The following is an 18233-nucleotide window of genomic DNA, read 5'->3' on the forward strand; positions in this document are numbered from 1 at the left end:
GCCGCGCCACTCATAGTCGACCTGACAACCTCAGGCCTTGGTGCCCCCGACCGTGATCTGGTCCATCCGCAGATGCGGCTGGCCGACGCCGACGGGGACCCATTGACCGGCCTTGCCGCAATTGCCGATGCCCGTGTCGAGTTTGGTGTCGTTGCCGATCATCGAGATGCGTTTCATCGCATCGGGACCGTTGCCGATCAGCATGGCGCCCTTGACCGGTGCGCCGATCTTGCCGTTTTCGATCAGATAGGCCTCGGTGCAGCCGAAGACGAACTTGCCCGAGGTAATGTCGACCTGTCCGCCGCCGAAGGACACGGCATAGATGCCCTTTTTCACCGAGGCGATGATCTCCTCCGGCGTCTTGTCGCCCGAGAGCATGTAGGTATTGGTCATGCGCGGCATGGGCTGGTGGGCGTAACCCTGGCGACGGCCGTTGCCGGTGGCCTTCATGCCCATCAGGCGGGCGTTTTGCCGGTCCTGCATGTAGCCGACCAGTTTGCCGTTCTCGATCAGAACGTTGTAGGCGGACGGCGTGCCCTCGTCGTCGACGGTGATCGATCCGCGCCGGTCATTGATCGTGCCGTCGTCCACAACGGTCACACCGGGAGCCGCCACCATCTCGCCCATCAGGCCGGCAAAGGCCGACGTCTTCTTGCGGTTGAAGTCACCTTCCAGCCCGTGGCCGACTGCCTCGTGCAGCATGACGCCCGGCCAGCCATTGCCGAGCACGATGTCCATGGTGCCGGCCGGCGCCTCCTGGGCTTCGAGATTGATCAGCGCCTGACGCAGTGCGTCGTCGGCACCACGGCGCCAGCTCTCCTCGGTCAGGAACTCGTTGAAGCTCATGCGGCCGCCGGTGCCGAAGGAGCCGCTTTCCTGGCGGTCGCCCTGGCCGGTGACAACGGAAATATTGATGCGGGTCATCGGCCGGATGTCGCGCACCCGGTGGCCGTCGGCACGCAGGATCTCGACCACCTGCCAGCTTGCGCCGACGGTTGCCGTGACCTGCCGCACCTTGGGATCCTTGTCGCGCAGATAGGCATCGATCTCCGAGAGCAGCTTCACCTTCTCCTCGAAGGTCGGGGAGCCGATCGGGTTGCCGTCACCATAGAGTTTGGCATTGGTCCGCTGTGGCGCCGTCGCATAGGAGCCGGAATAACCATGGGTCACCGCACCGACGGCGTCGGCGGCACGTGAGAGGGCGGCTAGCGACAATTCACCGGAATGGGCGTAGCCGACCGCTTCGTCGGCAACTGCGCGCAACCCGAATCCCTGGTCCGTGTTGAAAGAGCCACCCTTCAGGCGACCATTGTCGAAGGTCAGCGATTCCGCCTGGGCATGTTCGACGAACAGCTCTCCGTCGTCAGCACCCTTGAGAGCATCCGCAACGCGCCGCGTCAGCGTGGCTTCGTCGCAATCGAAGAGGGAGATAAGGTCCTGGGTCATGAATGTCTCCTTGGGCGCTGGCATCAAGCATGTAGGCGCGCAACGAAAGAGGGGCAAGCCCGCCGGACCTGCCCCTATCTATAATGTCATCACGATCAGGCGACCGCGCCCTTACGGCAGTGTGTCATAGCCTTCGCCGAAGCCGGCAAGCTCGATCGGAATGCCGACGCGGTCCTGGTCTGCCGATTCGCGAAGCGCAAAGACGGCTGCCTTGCCGGCGCGCAGGATCTTCATCAGCTCTTCGTCGATCTCGACTTCGACATAGCAGCCTTCTGAGAAACAGCGGGTGAAATAGGCCCGACCGATATTGTTGCCGTCGACGAAGAGCTCCATGCCGTCCTTCAGGAGAACGCCGAGCGGTGCGAGAATGCGCAGGATGCGGGCCTTGCGATCAGCGGTCTTCAGCACGACGACGGAAAGGCCGACTTCCGGCCTGTCTTCCGCAATAACGTTCTGCATCAGCGCACATTGTTCTTCCGAAGCGCCGGCCGGCTTGTCGCAGATGACAGACCAGGCGCCGTGGTTGGAGCGGATCGAGCCCGGCTGTTGTTGCGGTTGCTGGCTCAGCGCCGGAGTGGCGAGTGCGGCCATCAGCACGGCGCTCGCGGTCAGGCTCGACCAGGCAAGTCTAGGCAGACCCATGAAAACCTCTGGAAAACGAATCATTGACGACATTCTTGTCGCGAGGGTCCGCAAATGGAAGCCCCGACCCCTGTTTTAAGGTCGAGTGCGGCATAATTGGGACTGCGTTTTTGGATGTAGAAGCACAATCATGCGCCTCATGGTGCCCCAACTGGTTAAAGCCTGTGTATCGCGGTCGCATGTATTTGATGAAGCGCAAAAATGCCGCACCGCCTTTCGCGCGGGCGTATTGCGATTGCGGCCAATCTGTGATTTGAAACGGCGACACTAGCATGATTTTTGCGCTATGGTTTGATGTGGATCAAGCGCTTGTGGGAGACCAAACCGTGATGAAGAGAACCTATGCAGCCTTGGCCGCTTTGGCCTGTCTGCTTTTCGCTTCTGTAGGCTTCGCCGATCAGCCGAAGCCCTGGCAGATGGGTATGCAGGAACCAGCCACCTCCATCATGGAGTTCAACAGCTGGTTCGAGCAGTACACACTGTGGTTCATCGTTCCGATCACCATCTTTGTTCTGATTCTCCTGATCGTCGTGGTCGTGAAGTTCCGCGCCGCCGCCAATCCGGTGCCGTCGAAGACGAGCCACAATACGACGATCGAGATCGTCTGGACGGTTGCTCCGGTTCTCATTCTCTTCGCGATTGCGATCCCGTCCTTCAACCTGCTGACCTACCAGCTGAAGATGCCGGAAAACCCCGACATCACCATCAAGGCGACCGCCACCCAATGGCTCTGGTCCTACGAATATGAGGGCGAGCAGGCCGTCTCCTTCGACAGCTACATGCTGAAGGAAACCGACCGCGCCGACGCCGGCAAGGAAGATGTCGCACGTTATCCGCGCCTTCTGGCTGTCGACAACGAAGTCGTCGTTCCCGTTGGCAAGACGGTTCGTCTGCTGGTCACGGCCGCCCCCACCGACGTTATTCACGCTTTCGCAATGCCGGCCTTCGGCATCAAGATCGACGCCATCCCGGGCCGCCTGAACGAAACCTGGTTCCGCGCCGACCGTGAAGGTCTCTACTACGGCCAGTGTTCGGAGCTGTGTGGCAAGGACCACGCCTACATGCCGATCGCCATCCGCGTCGTCACCGACGAGCAGTATGCGACCTGGCTTGAGGCTGCGACCTCGGATCTGTCGGGCGCCAACCGCGCTCTCATGGCTGCTGTTGACGGCGCTCCCGCCGTCCAGACTGCCGAAAACACAACGAACTGAGAGGAGTGAGGTCAATGGCTGGCTCTGTTGCCCACGACGAACACGCACATCACGACCATAAGCCGGGCTTCTTCGCTCGCTGGTTTCTGTCCACCAACCACAAGGACATTGGTACCCTCTACCTGATCTTCGCGATCGTCGCGGGTATCATCGGTGCCGCCCTCTCGGTTGCCATGCGTATGGAGCTCCAGGACCCGGGCATCCAGATCTTCCACGGTCTGGCCCAGATGGTCTACGGCTTCGAAGGCGATGCTGCCATCGACGGCGGCAAGCACATGTATAACGTCTTCACGACGGCGCACGCCCTGATCATGATCTTCTTCATGGTCATGCCGGCGCTGATCGGCGGCTTCGCCAACTGGATGATCCCGATCATGATCGGCGCTCCTGACATGGCCTTCCCGCGCCTCAACAACATCTCGTTCTGGCTGATCGTCCCGGCCTTCCTGCTGCTCGTCCTCTCGATGTTCGTCGAAGGTCCGGCAGGCGCCTATGGCGTCGGTGGCGGCTGGACGCTCTATCCGCCGCTGGCGACCTCTGGACAGCCTGGACCTGCGGTTGACCTCGCGATCTTCGCGCTTCACGTCTCCGGTGCGTCCTCGATCCTCGGTGCAATCAACTTCATCACCACGATCCTGAACATGCGCGCTCCGGGCATGACGCTGCACAAGATGCCGCTCTTTGCATGGGCCGTTCTGGTCACCGCCTTCCTGCTGCTGCTGTCGCTCCCGGTTCTCGCCGGCGGCATCACCATGCTGCTGACCGACCGCAACTTCGGCACGGCCTTCTTCTCGCCTGAAGGCGGTGGTGACCCGGTTCTCTACCAGCACCTGTTCTGGTTCTTCGGTCACCCGGAAGTCTACATCCTGATCCTGCCCGGTTTCGGCATTGTCAGCCACATCATCTCGACCTTCTCGAAGAAGCCGGTCTTCGGTTACCTCGGCATGGCCTATGCCATGGTTGGCATCGGCGCCGTCGGCTTCGTCGTCTGGGCCCACCACATGTACACGGTCGGCCTGTCGCTCCAGGCGCAGCGCTACTTCCTCTTCGCAACCATGGTCATCGCGGTGCCGACCGGCATCAAGATCTTCTCGTGGATTGCAACGATGTGGGGCGGTTCGCTGACCTTCAAGACCCCGATGGTCTGGTCGATCGGCTTCATCTTCCTGTTCACCGTCGGTGGCGTCACGGGCGTCCAGCTCGCCAATGCCGGCCTCGACCGTTCGCTGCATGACACCTACTACGTCGTGGCCCACTTCCACTACGTTCTGTCGCTCGGCGCCGTCTTCGCGATCTTCGCCGGCTGGTACTACTGGTTCCCGAAGATCACCGGCTACATGTACAACGAGTTCGTTGGCCACCTTCACTTCTGGGTCATGTTCATCGGCGTGAACCTGGTGTTCTTCCCGCAGCACTTCCTCGGCCTTGCCGGCATGCCGCGCCGCTACATCGACTATCCGGATGCCTATGCCGGCTGGAACTATGTCTCGTCCATCGGCTCCTACATCTCGGCCTTTGCGGTTCTCGTCTTCCTCTACGGCGTCTTCGAAGCCTTCGCCAAGAAGCGCGTCGCTGGCGACAACCCCTGGGGTGAAGGTGCGACCACGCTGGAATGGCAGCTGTCTTCGCCGCCGCCTTACCACCAGTGGGAACAGCTGCCGAAGATCAAGTAAGCAGCGCCTAACCTGCGAAACGCTAACGGGCGCCGCGATCTTCGGGATCGCGGCGCCCGCAAAGCCAAACGAAAGACGGAATTCGAAAGCATGACGGTCATCGACAATCGCGACGTATTCGGCATCGAAGGCGAGGTTCGCCTGTCCGAAGCGAACCCGCGCGATTTCTTCGCGCTCCTGAAGCCGCGGGTCATGTCGCTCGTCGTCTTCACGGCGCTTGCCGGCCTGGTTCTTGCGCCCGGCGAAATCAATCCGATCATCGGCTTCATCGCGATCCTCTGCATCGCCGTTGGCGCCGGCGCATCCGGCGCGCTGAACATGTGGTACGATGCCGACATCGACGCCATCATGAGCCGCACGGCGACCCGTCCGGTACCGGCCGGTCGCGTCACGCCGGAAGAGGCGCTCGCCTTCGGCCTCGTGCTTTCGGTGTTTTCGGTCGGCGTGCTTGGCCTCGCCGTGAACTGGTTTGCCGCCGGTCTGCTCGCCTTCACCATCTTCTTCTACGCCGTCGTCTATACGATGTGGCTGAAGCGCTCGACTTCGCAGAACATCGTCATCGGCGGTGCGGCAGGCGCTTTTCCGCCAATGGTCGGCTGGGCCTGCGTGACTGGTGGTGTGTCGCTCGACAGCTTCATCCTCTTCATGATCATCTTCCTTTGGACGCCGGCGCATTTCTGGGCGCTCGCGCTGTTCAAGATGAAGGATTACGGTGATGTCGGCGTGCCTATGATGCCGAACGTCGCAGGCATCCCGTCGACCAAGCGTCAGATCGCGGTATACGCCGTGCTGACGGCCATCACCGGCGTGCTGCCGACCTTCACCGGCCTGTCTTCGATCGGTTACGGCATTGTAGCAGCCCTTCTTGGCGCAATCTTCGTGCACTGTTCCATCGCCGTCTGGCGCATGGCCGACGGCGACGAAAAGATGGTGCCGGCCAAGAAGCTGTTCGCCTATTCAATCTTCTATCTCTTCGCGATCTTCTCGGCCCTGATGATCGACTTTTACGTCGCGCCCTTTGCGGCAAGCCTCGGAGGTGCCGCCTGATGGAGACCGTGCAACTGAATGACAAGCAGAAGAAGTCCCGTCGCGGCCGCAACATCGCGCTTGGCGTGGTGCTCGCAGCTCTGGTGGTGATCTTCTACGTCGTAACCATCATCAAGATCGGCAACGTGGGTTAAAGAGGCTTCGCACCGTGACTGTATCGAACGAGAACATCAAGGTTTCGAACCGCCGCAATGTTGGCGTAGCGACCGCCTGTGTCGTCTTCGTCGGCGGCATGGTGGGTATGGCCTATGCGGCCGTTCCGCTCTATCAGCTGTTCTGCCAGGTGACCGGCTATGGCGGCACGACCCAGCGGGTGGAGCAGGTCTCGGACGTGGTCCTGGATCGTACGATCAACGTTACCTTCGACGCCAATGCAGCGTCCGGTCTGAACTGGGATTTTAAGGCGGTCGACAAGAAGGTGACGCCGAAGATCGGCGAGACCGTTCAGATCACCTATACCGCGACAAACAATTCGCCCCATCCGGTCACGGGTGAGGCGGTCTTCAACGTCACCCCCGGCGAAGCCGGAGCCTACTTCAATAAAGTCCAGTGCTTCTGCTTCACTGAAACCACGTTGCAGCCGGGCGAGACACTGGAAATGCCGGTCGTCTTCTTCGTTGACCCCGCCATCGTCGAGGCGGATGAGACAAAGGGCATCGGAACGATTACCCTGTCCTACACCTTCTATCCGCGCGCAGATCAGGCGCCGGTGGCCGCACTCGCGGTCGAGGAAGACAAAGGACAGCCGAAACTGTGAGAGGGCTCCGGCTCGCCGGAACTCGTAATGAAATTGACATTCGGGGATTGCTGAAATGGCCGAAGCGCACCAGAAGAACCACGACTACCACATCATCGATCCGAGCCCCTGGCCGCTTCTGGCCTCGATCGGCGCCTTCGTCCTCACCTTCGGTGGCGTCGGCTACATGCGCTACCTCAACGGCGGTTCGCTGAACCTGTTCGGCGTGGATTGGGCCAACCCGTGGCTCTTCTACATCGGCCTTGCGATCGTGCTTTTCACCATGTTCGCCTGGTGGGCAGACACCATCAAGGAAGCCCACGAAGGTCATCACACCCGCGTCGTGTCGCTGCACCTGCGTTACGGCATGATCATGTTCATCGCTTCTGAAGTGATGTTCTTCGTTGCCTGGTTCTGGGCCTTCTTCGATGCCAGCCTCTTCGCCAACGAAGCGATCCAGACGAGCCGCGTCGAGTTCACCGGTGGCCAGTGGCCGCCCGTTGGCATCGAGGTTGTCGATCCCTGGCACCTGCCGCTCTACAACACCGTCATCCTGCTGCTCTCGGGCACCTGTGTGACCTGGGCCCACCATGCCATGCTGCACAACGACCGCAAGGGCCTCGTCTACGGCTTGCTCTTGACCGTGCTGCTCGGTGTCCTGTTCTCCTTCGTGCAGGCCTATGAATACGCAGTCTCGCCCTTCGACTTCAAGAACTCGATCTATGGCGCGACCTTCTTCATGGCGACGGGCTTCCACGGCTTCCACGTTCTGGTCGGTACGATCTTCCTGATCGTCTGCCTGTTCCGTGCGCTTGCCGGCCACTTTACCCCGCAGCAGCATTTCGGCTTCGAAGCTGCCGCCTGGTACTGGCACTTCGTCGACGTGGTCTGGCTGTTCCTCTTCTTCGCCATCTACATCTGGGGCGACTGGGGTGCACCGCTCGCCCATTGATCCGGGTGACGAAAGTTTCAGAAGGGCGGCGAAAGCCGCCCTTCGTGTTTTCGGCCCGTGCGACGATCCGGCACTCGTCGGGAACCACTGCTTGCTCTAAGGGTTGGCCGGGGACACGTAGCAGCATCAAGGAGAGGTTCAGTGACCGAAGACAGCGCAAAATTCCCGCCGGTGGATCCGGTCAAGGCGGCCCTGACCGCGTCGTGCCCCCGCTGCGGCAATGGCAAGCTCTTCGACGGCTTCAGTAAACCGAGGGCACGCTGCAATTCCTGCGGCCTCGATCTCTCCTGGGTCGACGCCGGCGATGGTCCGGCAATCTTCGTCATCCTGCTCGCCGACTTGCTCGTCGTTGGCTTCGCGGTCTGGGTGGAACTCACCTATCAACCCTCGATGTGGCTGCACATCCTCGTTTTTGCCCCGCTCGGTGTGGCGCTGACTCTCTGGCTCATGCGTTTCCTGAAGGCATTGCTGATCGCCCTGCAATACAAGCACAATGCCTCCCAAGGGGTGATCGATCGTGGCTGAGACACGGATGAACGAGGCAAATCGCGAGGGTCGCCGCACCTGGCGTTTCTGGCTTGCCCTGGTTCTGGTGCCGGCAGCGCTCGCCATCCTGCTGTCGCTCGGCACCTGGCAGGTCAACCGGCTGCACTGGAAGGAAAGTCTGCTCGCGGACATCCAGGAACGCAGCGCGGCCGCCCCCGTGGATGTTGCCACGTTGGAGCGCCTGCTCTCGACCGGCGAACCTGTCGACTATCGTCACGCCACCGCCGGCGGCCGCTACCTGCATGACAAGGAGCGCCATTTCCTGGCGACCTTCCAGGGCCAGTCAGGCTTTTACATCTACACCCCGCTCGAACTCGCGGACGGCCGCTATCTCCTCGTCAACCGCGGCTTCGTTCCCTATGACCGCAAGGAGTCCGCCGGACGTGCCGAAGGACAGATCGAAGGTGCGCAGACGGTCACCGGCCTTGCCCGGGCGGAGTTGACGGAAAAGCCCTCTTCGCTTGTTCCCGACAATGACGAGCAGGCGAACATCTTCTACTGGAAGGATCTAAGCCGCATGGCCGCTTCCGTGGATCTGCCGGCCGATCGCGTTCTGCCCTTCTTCCTCGATGCCGATTCGACCCCGGTCGCCGGTGGTCTGCCCCGGGGCGGCGTGACGCAGATCGACCTGCCCAACAATCACATGCAATATGTCATCACCTGGTACGGTCTGGCAGTTGCCCTCGTGGCCGTCGCGGTCGCAGGTCTGTTCAGGCGCAAAACCCGATAGTCCGAAGAGAGCTTTTCGGCTAAACACGCAAGGCCGTGCGGTCCCGATCGATCGCCGCCAAGGGGTACATGCATGTCCTATCTCGCTTCGACACTGGTCGCGCTCGTCGCGCTTGAACACATCTATATTCTGATCCTCGAGATGTTTCTCTGGACCACGCCGACCGGCCGCCGTGCCTTCGGCATGAAACCCGAACAGGCCGAAGCGACCAAGGTCATGGCGGCCAACCAGGGCCTCTATAACGGCTTCCTCGCCGCAGGCCTGATCTGGGGCCTGCTGCACCCGGATGTCGCCTTCGGTTTTCAAATTCAGTTGTTTTTCCTTGGCTGTGTACTGGTCGCGGGCCTATATGGGGGAGCAACGGCCTCGCGGAAGATCTTTGTCATTCAGGCTCTTCCGGCGGCACTCGCCATTATCGCTGTCCTGATTGCCGGTTGAACCGATGAACATGCACCTGAACCGCCCCCCTCTGACGATCAGGCTTTGCGGCCCGCGCGGCTTCTGCGCCGGCGTCGATCGCGCGATCCAGATCGTCGTGCTCGCCCTCAAGCGTTATGGCGCGCCGGTTTATGTGCGGCACGAGATCGTGCATAACCGCTATGTCGTGGAGGGGCTGGAAGCCAAGGGCGCGATCTTCGTCGAGGAACTCGACGAGATCCCCGCCGAACATCGCCAGCAGCCGGTGGTCTTCTCCGCCCATGGCGTGCCGAAATCGGTGCCGGAGGATGCGGCAAGCCGCAACCTCTTCTATCTCGATGCCACCTGTCCGCTGGTCTCCAAGGTCCACAAGCAGGCCATGCGCCATGAGCGCCTTGGCCGCCATGTCATCCTGATTGGTCACGAAGGCCATCCGGAAGTCATTGGCACCATGGGCCAGCTGCCGCCGGGAAGCGTCTCGCTGATCGAAACGGTCGAGGATGCGGATGCCTACGAGCCCGCCAATCCCGACAATCTCGGCTATGTCACGCAGACGACGTTGTCCGTTGATGACACGGCAGGCGTCATCGCCCGCCTCATGGAGCGCTTCCCCAACCTGACGGCGCCCTCCGCCGATAGCATCTGCTACGCGACGACCAACCGCCAGGAAGCCGTAAAGCAAGCCGCCCCCGGCTGCGATCTCTTCATCGTCGTCGGCGCTCCCAATTCGTCGAACTCGAAGCGCCTCGTCGAAGTCGCCTTGAGGGCAGGGGCGACGCGCTCGATGCTGGTCCAGCGCGCATCCGAAATCGACTGGTCCGAAATCGGCGAGATCGGAACGCTCGGCATTTCCGCCGGCGCCTCAGCGCCTGAGGTCATCGTCGACGAGATCATCGATGCCTTCCGCCAGCGCTTCGATGCCAAGGTCGAACTGGCCATCACCGCGGAAGAAAACGAACATTTCCTCGTTAACCGCGAATTGCGCGATGTCGAACTGACACGAGAGGATATGGCCTGGGTCAATGGCTGACCTGCCGCGCAGTCTGAAGTTTTGAGTGCCTCCTGCAGCGCAAGTCTCCGAAGCTCGCCATGAGATTCGATGGCCTGATGGCTGAAACAAGATCGCGCTCGCAACTGGCCGGCTCACAGGCGCGGCTAGCCACCAACAGCATAGATAAGGGCCGGCTGGCGGAAACTTTCGACTGCGCCTTTGGCAAGAAGCAGATTGCCGCCAAGACCAGAACCGGCCGACTTCTGCAACTCCGCGCGGACTAGCTTGAACACGGACGTCAGAGCCCGTTGACGCGGAGGGGTTTGCCGATCGTTCCAGCATTGTTGATGCATCTCAGCGCATCCTCTTTCCGCATCGGCCGACCATACAGATAACCCTGGCCTTCCTGGCAGCCGATATCGCGCAAGACGCTTTCTTGTTCGGGGCCCTCGATCCCCTCGGCCACCGTCCGCAAGCCCATTTCCGTGCTCATCGCGACGAGCGCGCGGGTAATTGCCGCGTCCGAGGTGCGTGTGCGAATGTCGCGGATGAAGCCCCGGTCAATCTTCAGGGTGGTCAGCGGGTAGCGCTGTAACGAACTCAGCGATGCAAAACCTGTCCCGAAATCGTCAAAGGCGACGCCGACGCCGATATCGCGGATCGCCTTCAGAGCCTGCACACTCGCGTCCGCATCGTTCAACGCCACCTCTTCGGTGATTTCCAGTTCCAGCCACTCCGGCGCCACCTGGTGGCGTTCTAGCGCATCGCTCACACGGTCGCATAGATGTGGCGACCGGAACTGTTGCGGGAAAAGATTGACGGCGATCCGGTATCGGCCGTCCTGCCGATTGAGGTCTGCCGCCATCTGGCAGGCCTCTTCGATGGTCCACCAGCCGATATCGCTGGCCAATGAGCTTTGCTCCAGGGAAGGCAGGAATGCGCCGGGCAAGAGGAGACCGAGGTCGGGATGGTTCCATCGGATCAGCGCTTCGAAACCGACCACTTTGCGCGTGCTCAGATCCACCTGTGGCTGGTAATAGATTTCGAGTTCATTCTTGTGCAACGCGCTGCGCAGCCGGTCGCGCATGTCGCGTTTGGCCTGGCTCTCGTTGCGCATGGATGTCTCGAAGAACCGATAGGCACGACCGCCGGCCGCCTTGGCGCGGTAGAGGGCAAAATCGGCCGAGGCCAGCAATTCCTCGGCCTCACGTCCATGCGCGGGCGCAAGCGCGATGCCGATGCTCGCCCCCAGTTCCAGCTCCAGACCACCAAGGCTGAAGGGCTTGCGAAAGGCGTCGAGAATTCGCGCTGCCTCTCTTTTTGCAACGACCGGATCACCACTGTCGGGGAAGAGCACTGCAAACTCGTCGCCGCCGAGGCGTCCGATCACCGTCTTGTCGCCGAGCAGATAGGGCAGGCGCACCCCGACCGCTTGCAGGAGGCTGTCACCGACAAGATGGCCATGCATATCGTTGACGTCCTTGAAGCCGTCCAGATCCATCATCAGGAGAGTGCAGGCAGCACCCGACGACAGCTTTTCAGCAAGAACGGTCATGAATTCGTGGCGGTTTCGCAGGCCGGTCAGCGTGTCATGCGAAGCAAGGCGCATCAACCGCGCGTCGCGCTCGCGCCGCTCGGAGATGTCACGAATGGTGGCCCCGGCCCAGAATTCGCCCTCTGAAGTCCACATGGAAAGCGTGATCTCGATCGGAAATTCCGTTCCGTCGCTCTTCAGCGCGGACACTTCCACCGGTTTTCCCGCCAGCCCTGGCTTGGCGCCCGACGCAGCATTGGCCATGCCGGCAGAATGGGCGCCGCGCATGCGCTCTGGGATGATCATCGTGATCTGTCGGCCACGAACCTGCTCGGCTTCGTAACCGAACATGGCGCAGAAGGCGGCATTGGCGAAGCGGATGTTGCCTTGGCTGTCGACCACGATGAGCGCGAGGTTCATTGTCGCAGCAAAGTCATGTGCCAGGCGAGCAGTCGGAGGGAGATCCATTGCAACAGTCCCGCGTTGTTTCGGAAATGCTATCGGATCGACATTAGCAGTTCGTAAAGTGTTCGTCCAAGATCGGCACAGGGTGAGCATCTTGAGACGTGCAGCAGCGCGTCAGATGACGAGCGACGACAATCCGAACAACATCCGGGGCTATGCTCTTTCCAAGTGAGGAACTGACGGCCGTCAGCATCGACCATTTCCTGTGCCCCGTGTCGCAGCAGGGCTGGCATGGGCGCCGCGCCCGTTATAGGACTGCTGTCATCCCCGAAGCGGCACGGAATTTACGCTGTGGCAGTCTATACCGACATCAACGAAATCGACCTCAAGGCCTTTCTGGCGCAATACGACGCCGGCGAACTGCTCTCTTACAAGGGCATCGCCGAAGGCGTGGAGAATTCCAACTTCCTGCTGCACACCTCGAAGTCCCCGCTGATCCTGACGCTCTACGAGAAGCGGGTCGAAAAGTCCGACCTGCCCTTCTTTCTCGGCCTGATGCATCACCTCTCGGAGCGCGGGCTCAATTGCCCGCTGCCCCTGCCACGCGAGGACGGCGAACTGCTCGGCGAGCTCTCAGGCCGTCCGGCAGCGCTGATTTCCTTCCTCGAAGGCATGTGGCTGAGAAAGCCCGAGGCGCAGCATTGCCGCGAGGTGGGCGCAGCCCTTGCCAAGATGCACATCGCCGGCGAAGGCTTCGAGCTTACGCGTCCGAATGCCCTGTCGCTCGAAGGCTGGCAGCTGCTCTGGGCAAAGTCCGAGGCACGGGCCGACGAGGTGGAGGAGGGGCTGGAAGCCGAGATCGGCGCCGAGCTGGATTTCCTCTCCACCCACTGGCCGAAGGACTTGGCCACAGGCGTCATCCATGCCGATCTCTTCCCGGATAACGTCTTCTTCCTCGGCGACACCCTGTCTGGACTGATCGACTTCTATTTCGCCTGCAACGACCTCCTGGTCTACGACCTCTCGATTTGCCTCAATTCCTGGTGCTTCGAGAAAGATGGCGCCTACAACATCACCAAGGGCAAGGCGATGATCGAGGGTTACCAGTCGGTGCGCCCGCTGTCGGCCGCCGAAATCGAGGCCTTGCCGATCCTCTGCCGCGGCTCGGCGCTGCGCTTCTTCCTGACCCGCCTCTATGACTGGCTGACGACGCCGGCGGGAGCCCTGGTGGTCAAGAAGGACCCGCTCGAATATCTGAAGAAGCTGCGCTTCCACCGCGCTGTCACCAATGCCTCGGAATACGGACTGATCGCATGAAACATGTCGAGATCTACACAGACGGTGCCTGTTCCGGCAATCCCGGCCCCGGCGGCTGGGGTGCTGTACTGCGCTACGGCGAAACCGAGAAGGAGCTTTCCGGCGGCGAGGCCGACACCACCAACAACCGAATGGAGCTGCTCGCCACGATCACCGCGCTGAACGCGCTTAAAGACGCCTGCGAAGTCGACCTCTACACCGACAGCAAATATGTCATGGACGGCATCTCCAAGTGGATCTTCGGCTGGAAGAAGAATGGCTGGAAGACGGCCGACAGGAAGCCGGTGAAGAATGGCGAGCTGTGGCAGGCGCTTGACGTCGCCAACCAGCGCCACAAGGTGAAGTGGCACTGGGTCAAGGGCCATGCCGGCCACCCGGAGAACGAACGCGCCGACGAGCTTGCCCGTAAGGGCATGGAGCCGTTCAAGAAGTCGGGCGGCTTTCCCAAGTCCCTGATGGTGAAGTGATTGAAGGGGCGAGGAGAGCGCCACGCATCATCCCCTTGCCCTTTCCCCCGTTGACCCTATGCTCCCGTCAAAACAACATACGGGAGACATCCATGATCCAGCACTGCGTGTTCCTGCGCTTCAAGGCGGCCGTCCAGGAGGCCGAGAAGCAGGCGATCTATGCGGCCATTGCCGATCTGAAGGACGTGGTACCGGGCATGCTGGAGGTGAAGGCAGGGGCAAATGTCTCGCCGGAAGGGCTGGCAGGCGGCTACAATGACGGCTTCATCGTCACCTTCGAGGACGAGATGGTCCGCGACTACTATCTGAAGCATCCGAAGCATGTCGAAGTCGGCGAACGCATCGTCGGCGCAACCGATGGTGGCCTGGCCGGCATCCTCGTCTTCGATCTGGCGCACTGACGCTTCCCAAAACGAGAAGAGGCCCGGTTTCCCGAGCCTCTCCAGTTCTGAAGAATTTCTTGAGACGCTCAGGCGCTGAGCTGCTCGATCATCGTGGCGGCCGAGGAGACCGTTGCCTGGCCCGGGTTCTCTTCGATGTTCAGGCTCTTCAGCACGCCGTCCTCGACCAGCATCGAATAGCGCTTGGAGCGTACGCCGAGCCCGCCGCCCGACAGGTCGATGTCGAGGCCGAGCGCCTTGGTGAAGGAGGCATCCCAGTCGGCGAGGAAATGGATCTTGCCCTGGCCACCCGAATGCTGCGCCCAGGCGCCCATAACATGCCAGTCGTTGACGGAGACGACGGCGATGTCGTCGACGCCGCGCGCGATCAGCGCATCACGGTTTTCCAGGTAGCCCGGCAGGTGGTTCAGCGTGCAGGTGGGGGTAAACGCACCCGGAACGGCGAAGACAACGACCTTCTTGCCCGCAAATAGCTGTTCCGTGGTGATCTCCACCGGACCGTCAGCGGTCTTTTCCTTGAAGGTGGCCTGGGGCAGCTTGTCGCCAATGGCAATGGTCATGAAATCGTCCTCGCTTGGTTGCTCCATCCAGAACCCCTCCGAATGGCAATCGAGGCGAATATAGGAATGGGTCAATCAAAGGCAAGCGTGGTTTCCATGGCGCGGTCGCCGCTGACCACGAGAATTCCCCAGTGTTTGCCGGCAATCTTGTATTTCTTCGGCAGCTTGCCGATCGGCAATGTCAGAACCGTCTCGCCATCGGCGCCTCGGGAGGCGACGGAATCGACGAAGACATGGCCGCTCGGCCCGCTGACAAAGGCCTTCGGACTGTCGGCGCCAGCTGGCATCTTCAGCCGCACGACGAGCTCTCTGTGGCCGGCTCCCAGCTGGTGGTCGATGACGTGAAAGTCGGGAGAGGGACCTGGCGGCACCTGGGCCTGGGCCGAGCGGACGAGGGCGGTTTCGACGGCATTGGCGATCCCGTCTGCGTCTGGCGGCACGCTGAGATCGGCCTGGAAGGGGATGCAGATGTTTTGGCAGACTCCGACAAAGGCACTCAGCGTCACGCCGGTGTCATCAGGCGCATTCTTCAGGCGGAGCGGCAGGGTAACAGGTTGGTCATAGCCGACATCGGTCATCTCGTCGTTTGAGAGGACCTTCGGCACGGGAAAACCGATAAGCTCCACGGTGTAGGACGCGCCCGGCTGAGGCGTGATTGCGGGCGGAATGCCGACATCGCCGGGCTCTTTCCAGTAGGTGATCCAGCCCGGTTTGGGCTCGATCACGAGCGCGCCGTGTCGCGTCCCGTCTGCCTCCTGGGGCAGCAGGATCAGGCGCATCCGTCCGCCTTCGTTCACCGCCCAGTCGCTGCTCGCCGCCAGCGCCGGCATGGCGGACACGAGCGAGAACAGGCCAAGGGCTGCTGCAACTACCGATGCACGGCTGCTGCGAGAAAAGCCTCGGAGATGGGAACAAGACATCGCTGGGTTCATTTTGGAGATCATGCCTCCGGCTCTAGAAGATCGCTGTCGGCTTGGCCAGTCACGCTTGCTTCATGCCAATCATTTTGGGTTGATCGGAACCCGCTTCTGGCCCATCTTGAATGGGAGACTACATCAGAACCACGCGTGAAGCCGATTGCCGATAAGGCGAACTAAGGAGGCGGGCATGGCATTGTCGTCGAAAACCGATCTGAGAGAACGCGGCTTCCTCGATGGACAGCTGCTGATTGCCATGCCGGGCATGCCCGATGGCAACTTTGCCCGCGCGGTCGTCTATATCTGCGCCCATTCCGATGCCGGTGCCATGGGCTTCATCATCAACCGCTCGCAATCGGTGACCTTCGCGGATCTCCTCCTGCACCTGGAGCTGATCGACCGCAACGACGCGATCATGCTGCCCGATCACGCCCGCCATTTCCCGATCCAGTGCGGCGGCCCGGTCGAGCAGAACCGTGGCTTCGTGCTGCATTCCGACGATTATCTGTCGGACAGCTCCATCCCCGTCAGCGACGACATCTCGCTTACCGCCACGCTCGATATCGTCCGCGCCATTTCGGACGGGCGCGGTCCCCGCCACGCCACCATGCTGCTCGGCTATGCCGGCTGGGGCCCGGGGCAGCTGGAAGAAGAGATCGCCCAGAACGGCTGGCTGCATTGCGCGGCCACCGAAAGCCTGATCTTCGACCGCAGCCTCGACAACAAATACGACAGGGCACTCGCCTTGATGGGGATCAATCCGGCCATGCTGTCGATGGAGGCGGGGCACGCCTGAGGGCCAGGCGTCCTGGAGTTTTTCCTCCCGTTAGTTGCGAGAGCCTGTGCCTCTCTGCCGATGATAGGTCAAAGCTGCACTTAGGCAGAATAGCAACGGCGTCTGAGGTATTGTGCGGTCGGCAGGGATCACAAGTGCACGGTTTCCCTCGAACTTGAAATCTGCTGGAAATGCGGTGCGAAACATGTCGATGAGGCTTGTCTTGCAGTTGAACAGCACCGCGCTGTCCTGGGGCGCCTCTCGGGTGGCGCCCAGCCGAATGGTGGTTCCGCTTCGGCTGACCTCGGTCAGGTAGGCGGGCTCGCCCCATTTGAGCGTTTCCGTCAGTGCGCCGACATTTCCGATCTCTGCCGCGACCGTGAAGATCAACTGGCGGATCTCGAGGAGACGCCCCCGCACATGTTCCGAGTGGCTAGAGAGTGCGCGGTAAACGGCGTCCGGCACGGGCGGCACAGTCATGGCGCGGCTTTTAGCGGCAGGTGAATGTCTGTGCGCAGTTCCGCTTGCGGCACATGACGCGGGTCGTTGAGATAGGCTTCGAAGATTGGCGCATCATCCGGCTCGTAACCGGAGGCGGGCAACCAAGTGCCAAGCAGCCAGCGATAGGCACCCCGCATGTCGGCATAGGGGCCCTTATAGCTGAGCTTCGCATAGCACCCGCCGCGCAGAACCGTCTCCACCAGCGGCATTTCGATGGCCACCGAATCGGGTATCGGCAAACAGGCACGCGACCGCGGGGCGTGCTCGGGTCCGAGATCGGGATCGTCGAAAAACACGCCGATCATGGCAGGCTCCGCCGGCAGAAGACCGCGCTGGACAAGTTCGGCAAACAGTTTGCCCATGGCATGGTCGATCTTCATGTAGGGCCCTGTGTGATCGATCCCGGCGCAGCGGCGCTCCGGCAAGGTCTCCACCGTCACGGGAAAACCGCGGCCGTCGCTGGCCATGCTCGCGGCCTTGAAAGCGGCGTGCGAGCCCATCTCGCGGTAAGCAGTCGGGCTCGTACCGAAGGCCTCCTTGAATGCCCGCCCGAAGCTGTCGGCAGAGCTGTAGCGGGCGCGCCGGGTGATGGCCTGAATATCCGCATCGGAATTCGCGAGTTGATCAGCCGCACGCTGGAGCCTCAGCCGCCGGATCGTGGCGACAATCGTCTCTCCGCGCATGGCTGAATAGATGCGGCTCCAATGATAGGACGAAAGGCAGGCGACGTCCGCCAGACGGTCGAAAGAGAGATCATCGTCCAGATGGGTGTAGATGTAGTCGAGGACCCGATCGAGACGGTCGTGATAAGCTTTCTGGCGATGCATGAGAACTCTCTGGCGTGATTGAAGTCGTCTGAAATCTTGCACGATCCCGACCGATAAATCCTGCGGAACTGGCCCATGCTTTGTCGTCGGCCCCAGTTGCAAGGCTTGCATCTCTCCACCTGAGAGGTCAATGTTCCG

At 61.4% G+C, this 18233-nt stretch carries 22 protein-coding genes; 15 read left to right on the forward strand and 7 right to left on the reverse strand.

What is annotated here, in order from left to right; translation table 11 throughout:
* Window positions 1-30 precede the first annotated feature (30 nt).
* Together tldD and GH983_RS03755 are read right to left on the reverse strand one after the other, a co-directional pair.
* Window positions 31-1446, reverse strand: coding sequence for a metalloprotease TldD (tldD, locus tag GH983_RS03750; protein WP_069041967.1), 1416 nt, complete (start codon window positions 1444-1446; stop codon window positions 31-33).
* A gap of 111 nt (window positions 1447-1557) precedes the next feature.
* Window positions 1558-2037, reverse strand: coding sequence for an invasion associated locus B family protein (locus tag GH983_RS03755; protein ID WP_371418469.1), 480 nt, complete (start codon window positions 2035-2037; stop codon window positions 1558-1560).
* A gap of 377 nt (window positions 2038-2414) precedes the next feature.
* On the opposite strand from GH983_RS03755, the gene coxB reads away from it, so the two are divergent.
* The 11 genes from coxB to GH983_RS03810 all read left to right on the forward strand — a co-directional run bounded on the left by coxB (window position 2415) and on the right by GH983_RS03810 (window position 10675).
* Window positions 2415-3299 carry a cytochrome c oxidase subunit II gene (gene coxB / locus GH983_RS03760; protein WP_150127435.1) on the forward strand — a complete coding sequence of 295 codons (885 nt, stop codon included), beginning with the start codon at window positions 2415-2417 and terminating at the stop codon, window positions 3297-3299.
* Window positions 3300-3313: 14 nt separating this feature from the next.
* Complete coding sequence (gene ctaD, locus GH983_RS03765) at window positions 3314-4972, forward strand: cytochrome c oxidase subunit I (protein ID WP_054148944.1); 1659 nt, start codon at window positions 3314-3316, stop codon at window positions 4970-4972.
* A 90-nt stretch (window positions 4973-5062) separates the two neighbouring features.
* Window positions 5063-6019 carry a heme o synthase gene (locus GH983_RS03770; RefSeq protein ID WP_054148945.1) on the forward strand — a complete coding sequence of 319 codons (957 nt, stop codon included), beginning with the start codon at window positions 5063-5065 and terminating at the stop codon, window positions 6017-6019.
* Window positions 6019-6153, forward strand: coding sequence for a hypothetical protein (locus tag GH983_RS24450; protein ID WP_054148946.1), 135 nt, complete (start codon window positions 6019-6021; stop codon window positions 6151-6153). The genes GH983_RS03770 and GH983_RS24450 overlap by 1 nt, the downstream gene beginning before the upstream one ends.
* A gap of 14 nt (window positions 6154-6167) precedes the next feature.
* Window positions 6168-6776, forward strand: coding sequence for a cytochrome c oxidase assembly protein (locus GH983_RS03780; protein WP_054148947.1), 609 nt, complete (start codon window positions 6168-6170; stop codon window positions 6774-6776).
* A 55-nt stretch (window positions 6777-6831) separates the two neighbouring features.
* The gene (locus tag GH983_RS03785; RefSeq protein ID WP_054148948.1) at window positions 6832-7707 is read left to right on the forward strand and encodes a cytochrome c oxidase subunit 3; all 876 of its coding nucleotides are present in this window, start codon (window positions 6832-6834) and stop codon (window positions 7705-7707) included.
* 141 nt (window positions 7708-7848) lie between these two features.
* Window positions 7849-8232 (forward strand): DUF983 domain-containing protein, encoded by a 384-nt coding sequence (locus GH983_RS03790; protein ID WP_054148949.1) that lies wholly within the window; start codon window positions 7849-7851, stop codon window positions 8230-8232.
* 7 nt (window positions 8233-8239) lie between these two features.
* Window positions 8240-8983, forward strand: a complete 744-nt coding sequence (locus GH983_RS03795) for an SURF1 family protein (protein WP_153763542.1) — start codon at window positions 8240-8242, stop codon at window positions 8981-8983.
* A 72-nt stretch (window positions 8984-9055) separates the two neighbouring features.
* Window positions 9056-9421 carry a DUF1304 domain-containing protein gene (locus tag GH983_RS03800; RefSeq protein ID WP_054148951.1) on the forward strand — a complete coding sequence of 122 codons (366 nt, stop codon included), beginning with the start codon at window positions 9056-9058 and terminating at the stop codon, window positions 9419-9421.
* A gap of 10 nt (window positions 9422-9431) precedes the next feature.
* On the forward strand, window positions 9432-10430 hold the full coding sequence (gene ispH, locus GH983_RS03805; RefSeq protein ID WP_371418470.1) for a 4-hydroxy-3-methylbut-2-enyl diphosphate reductase: 999 nt from the start codon (window positions 9432-9434) through the stop codon (window positions 10428-10430).
* 77 nt (window positions 10431-10507) lie between these two features.
* On the forward strand, window positions 10508-10675 hold the full coding sequence (locus tag GH983_RS03810; RefSeq protein WP_153761662.1) for a hypothetical protein: 168 nt from the start codon (window positions 10508-10510) through the stop codon (window positions 10673-10675).
* Window positions 10676-10689: 14 nt separating this feature from the next.
* On the opposite strand, the gene GH983_RS03815 is transcribed toward GH983_RS03810, so the two are convergent.
* Window positions 10690-12393 carry a bifunctional diguanylate cyclase/phosphodiesterase gene (locus GH983_RS03815; RefSeq protein WP_246727488.1) on the reverse strand — a complete coding sequence of 568 codons (1704 nt, stop codon included), beginning with the start codon at window positions 12391-12393 and terminating at the stop codon, window positions 10690-10692.
* Between the two features lie 288 nt (window positions 12394-12681).
* Here GH983_RS03815 and GH983_RS03820 point away from each other — a divergent pair, with 288 nt between their 5' ends.
* The 3 genes from GH983_RS03820 to GH983_RS03830 all read left to right on the forward strand — a co-directional run bounded on the left by GH983_RS03820 (window position 12682) and on the right by GH983_RS03830 (window position 14515).
* Window positions 12682-13647 (forward strand): homoserine kinase, encoded by a 966-nt coding sequence (locus tag GH983_RS03820; protein ID WP_153761663.1) that lies wholly within the window; start codon window positions 12682-12684, stop codon window positions 13645-13647.
* Window positions 13644-14114 (forward strand): ribonuclease HI, encoded by a 471-nt coding sequence (gene rnhA / locus GH983_RS03825; RefSeq protein ID WP_054148957.1) that lies wholly within the window; start codon window positions 13644-13646, stop codon window positions 14112-14114. Before GH983_RS03820 ends, rnhA begins: the two co-directional genes overlap by 4 nt.
* Window positions 14115-14206: 92 nt before the next feature.
* On the forward strand, window positions 14207-14515 hold the full coding sequence (locus GH983_RS03830; RefSeq protein WP_054148958.1) for a Dabb family protein: 309 nt from the start codon (window positions 14207-14209) through the stop codon (window positions 14513-14515).
* A gap of 68 nt (window positions 14516-14583) precedes the next feature.
* Here the strand turns inward: GH983_RS03830 and GH983_RS03835 are convergent, their stop codons facing one another.
* Complete coding sequence (locus GH983_RS03835; RefSeq protein WP_069043894.1) at window positions 14584-15075, reverse strand: peroxiredoxin; 492 nt, start codon at window positions 15073-15075, stop codon at window positions 14584-14586.
* Between the two features lie 71 nt (window positions 15076-15146).
* Complete coding sequence (locus tag GH983_RS03840; RefSeq protein WP_246727489.1) at window positions 15147-15995, reverse strand: protein-disulfide reductase DsbD domain-containing protein; 849 nt, start codon at window positions 15993-15995, stop codon at window positions 15147-15149.
* 187 nt (window positions 15996-16182) lie between these two features.
* Here GH983_RS03840 and GH983_RS03845 point away from each other — a divergent pair, with 187 nt between their 5' ends.
* On the forward strand, window positions 16183-16788 hold the full coding sequence (locus tag GH983_RS03845) for a YqgE/AlgH family protein (RefSeq protein WP_069041963.1): 606 nt from the start codon (window positions 16183-16185) through the stop codon (window positions 16786-16788).
* Window positions 16789-16818: 30 nt separating this feature from the next.
* Here GH983_RS03845 and GH983_RS03850 read toward each other — a convergent pair whose 3' ends face one another.
* Together GH983_RS03850 and GH983_RS03855 are read right to left on the reverse strand one after the other, a co-directional pair.
* A complete protein-coding gene (locus GH983_RS03850) occupies window positions 16819-17247 on the reverse strand; it encodes a DUF1801 domain-containing protein (RefSeq protein WP_246727491.1) in 429 nt (142 codons plus the stop codon).
* On the reverse strand, window positions 17244-18095 hold the full coding sequence (locus tag GH983_RS03855) for a GyrI-like domain-containing protein (RefSeq protein WP_153761665.1): 852 nt from the start codon (window positions 18093-18095) through the stop codon (window positions 17244-17246). Before GH983_RS03855 ends, GH983_RS03850 begins: the two co-directional genes overlap by 4 nt.
* Between the last annotated feature and the right edge of the window lie 138 nt (window positions 18096-18233).

The sequence above is a fragment of the Agrobacterium sp. MA01 genome (genome assembly GCF_009650195.1).
Classification (GTDB): Bacteria; Pseudomonadota; Alphaproteobacteria; order Rhizobiales; family Rhizobiaceae; genus Allorhizobium.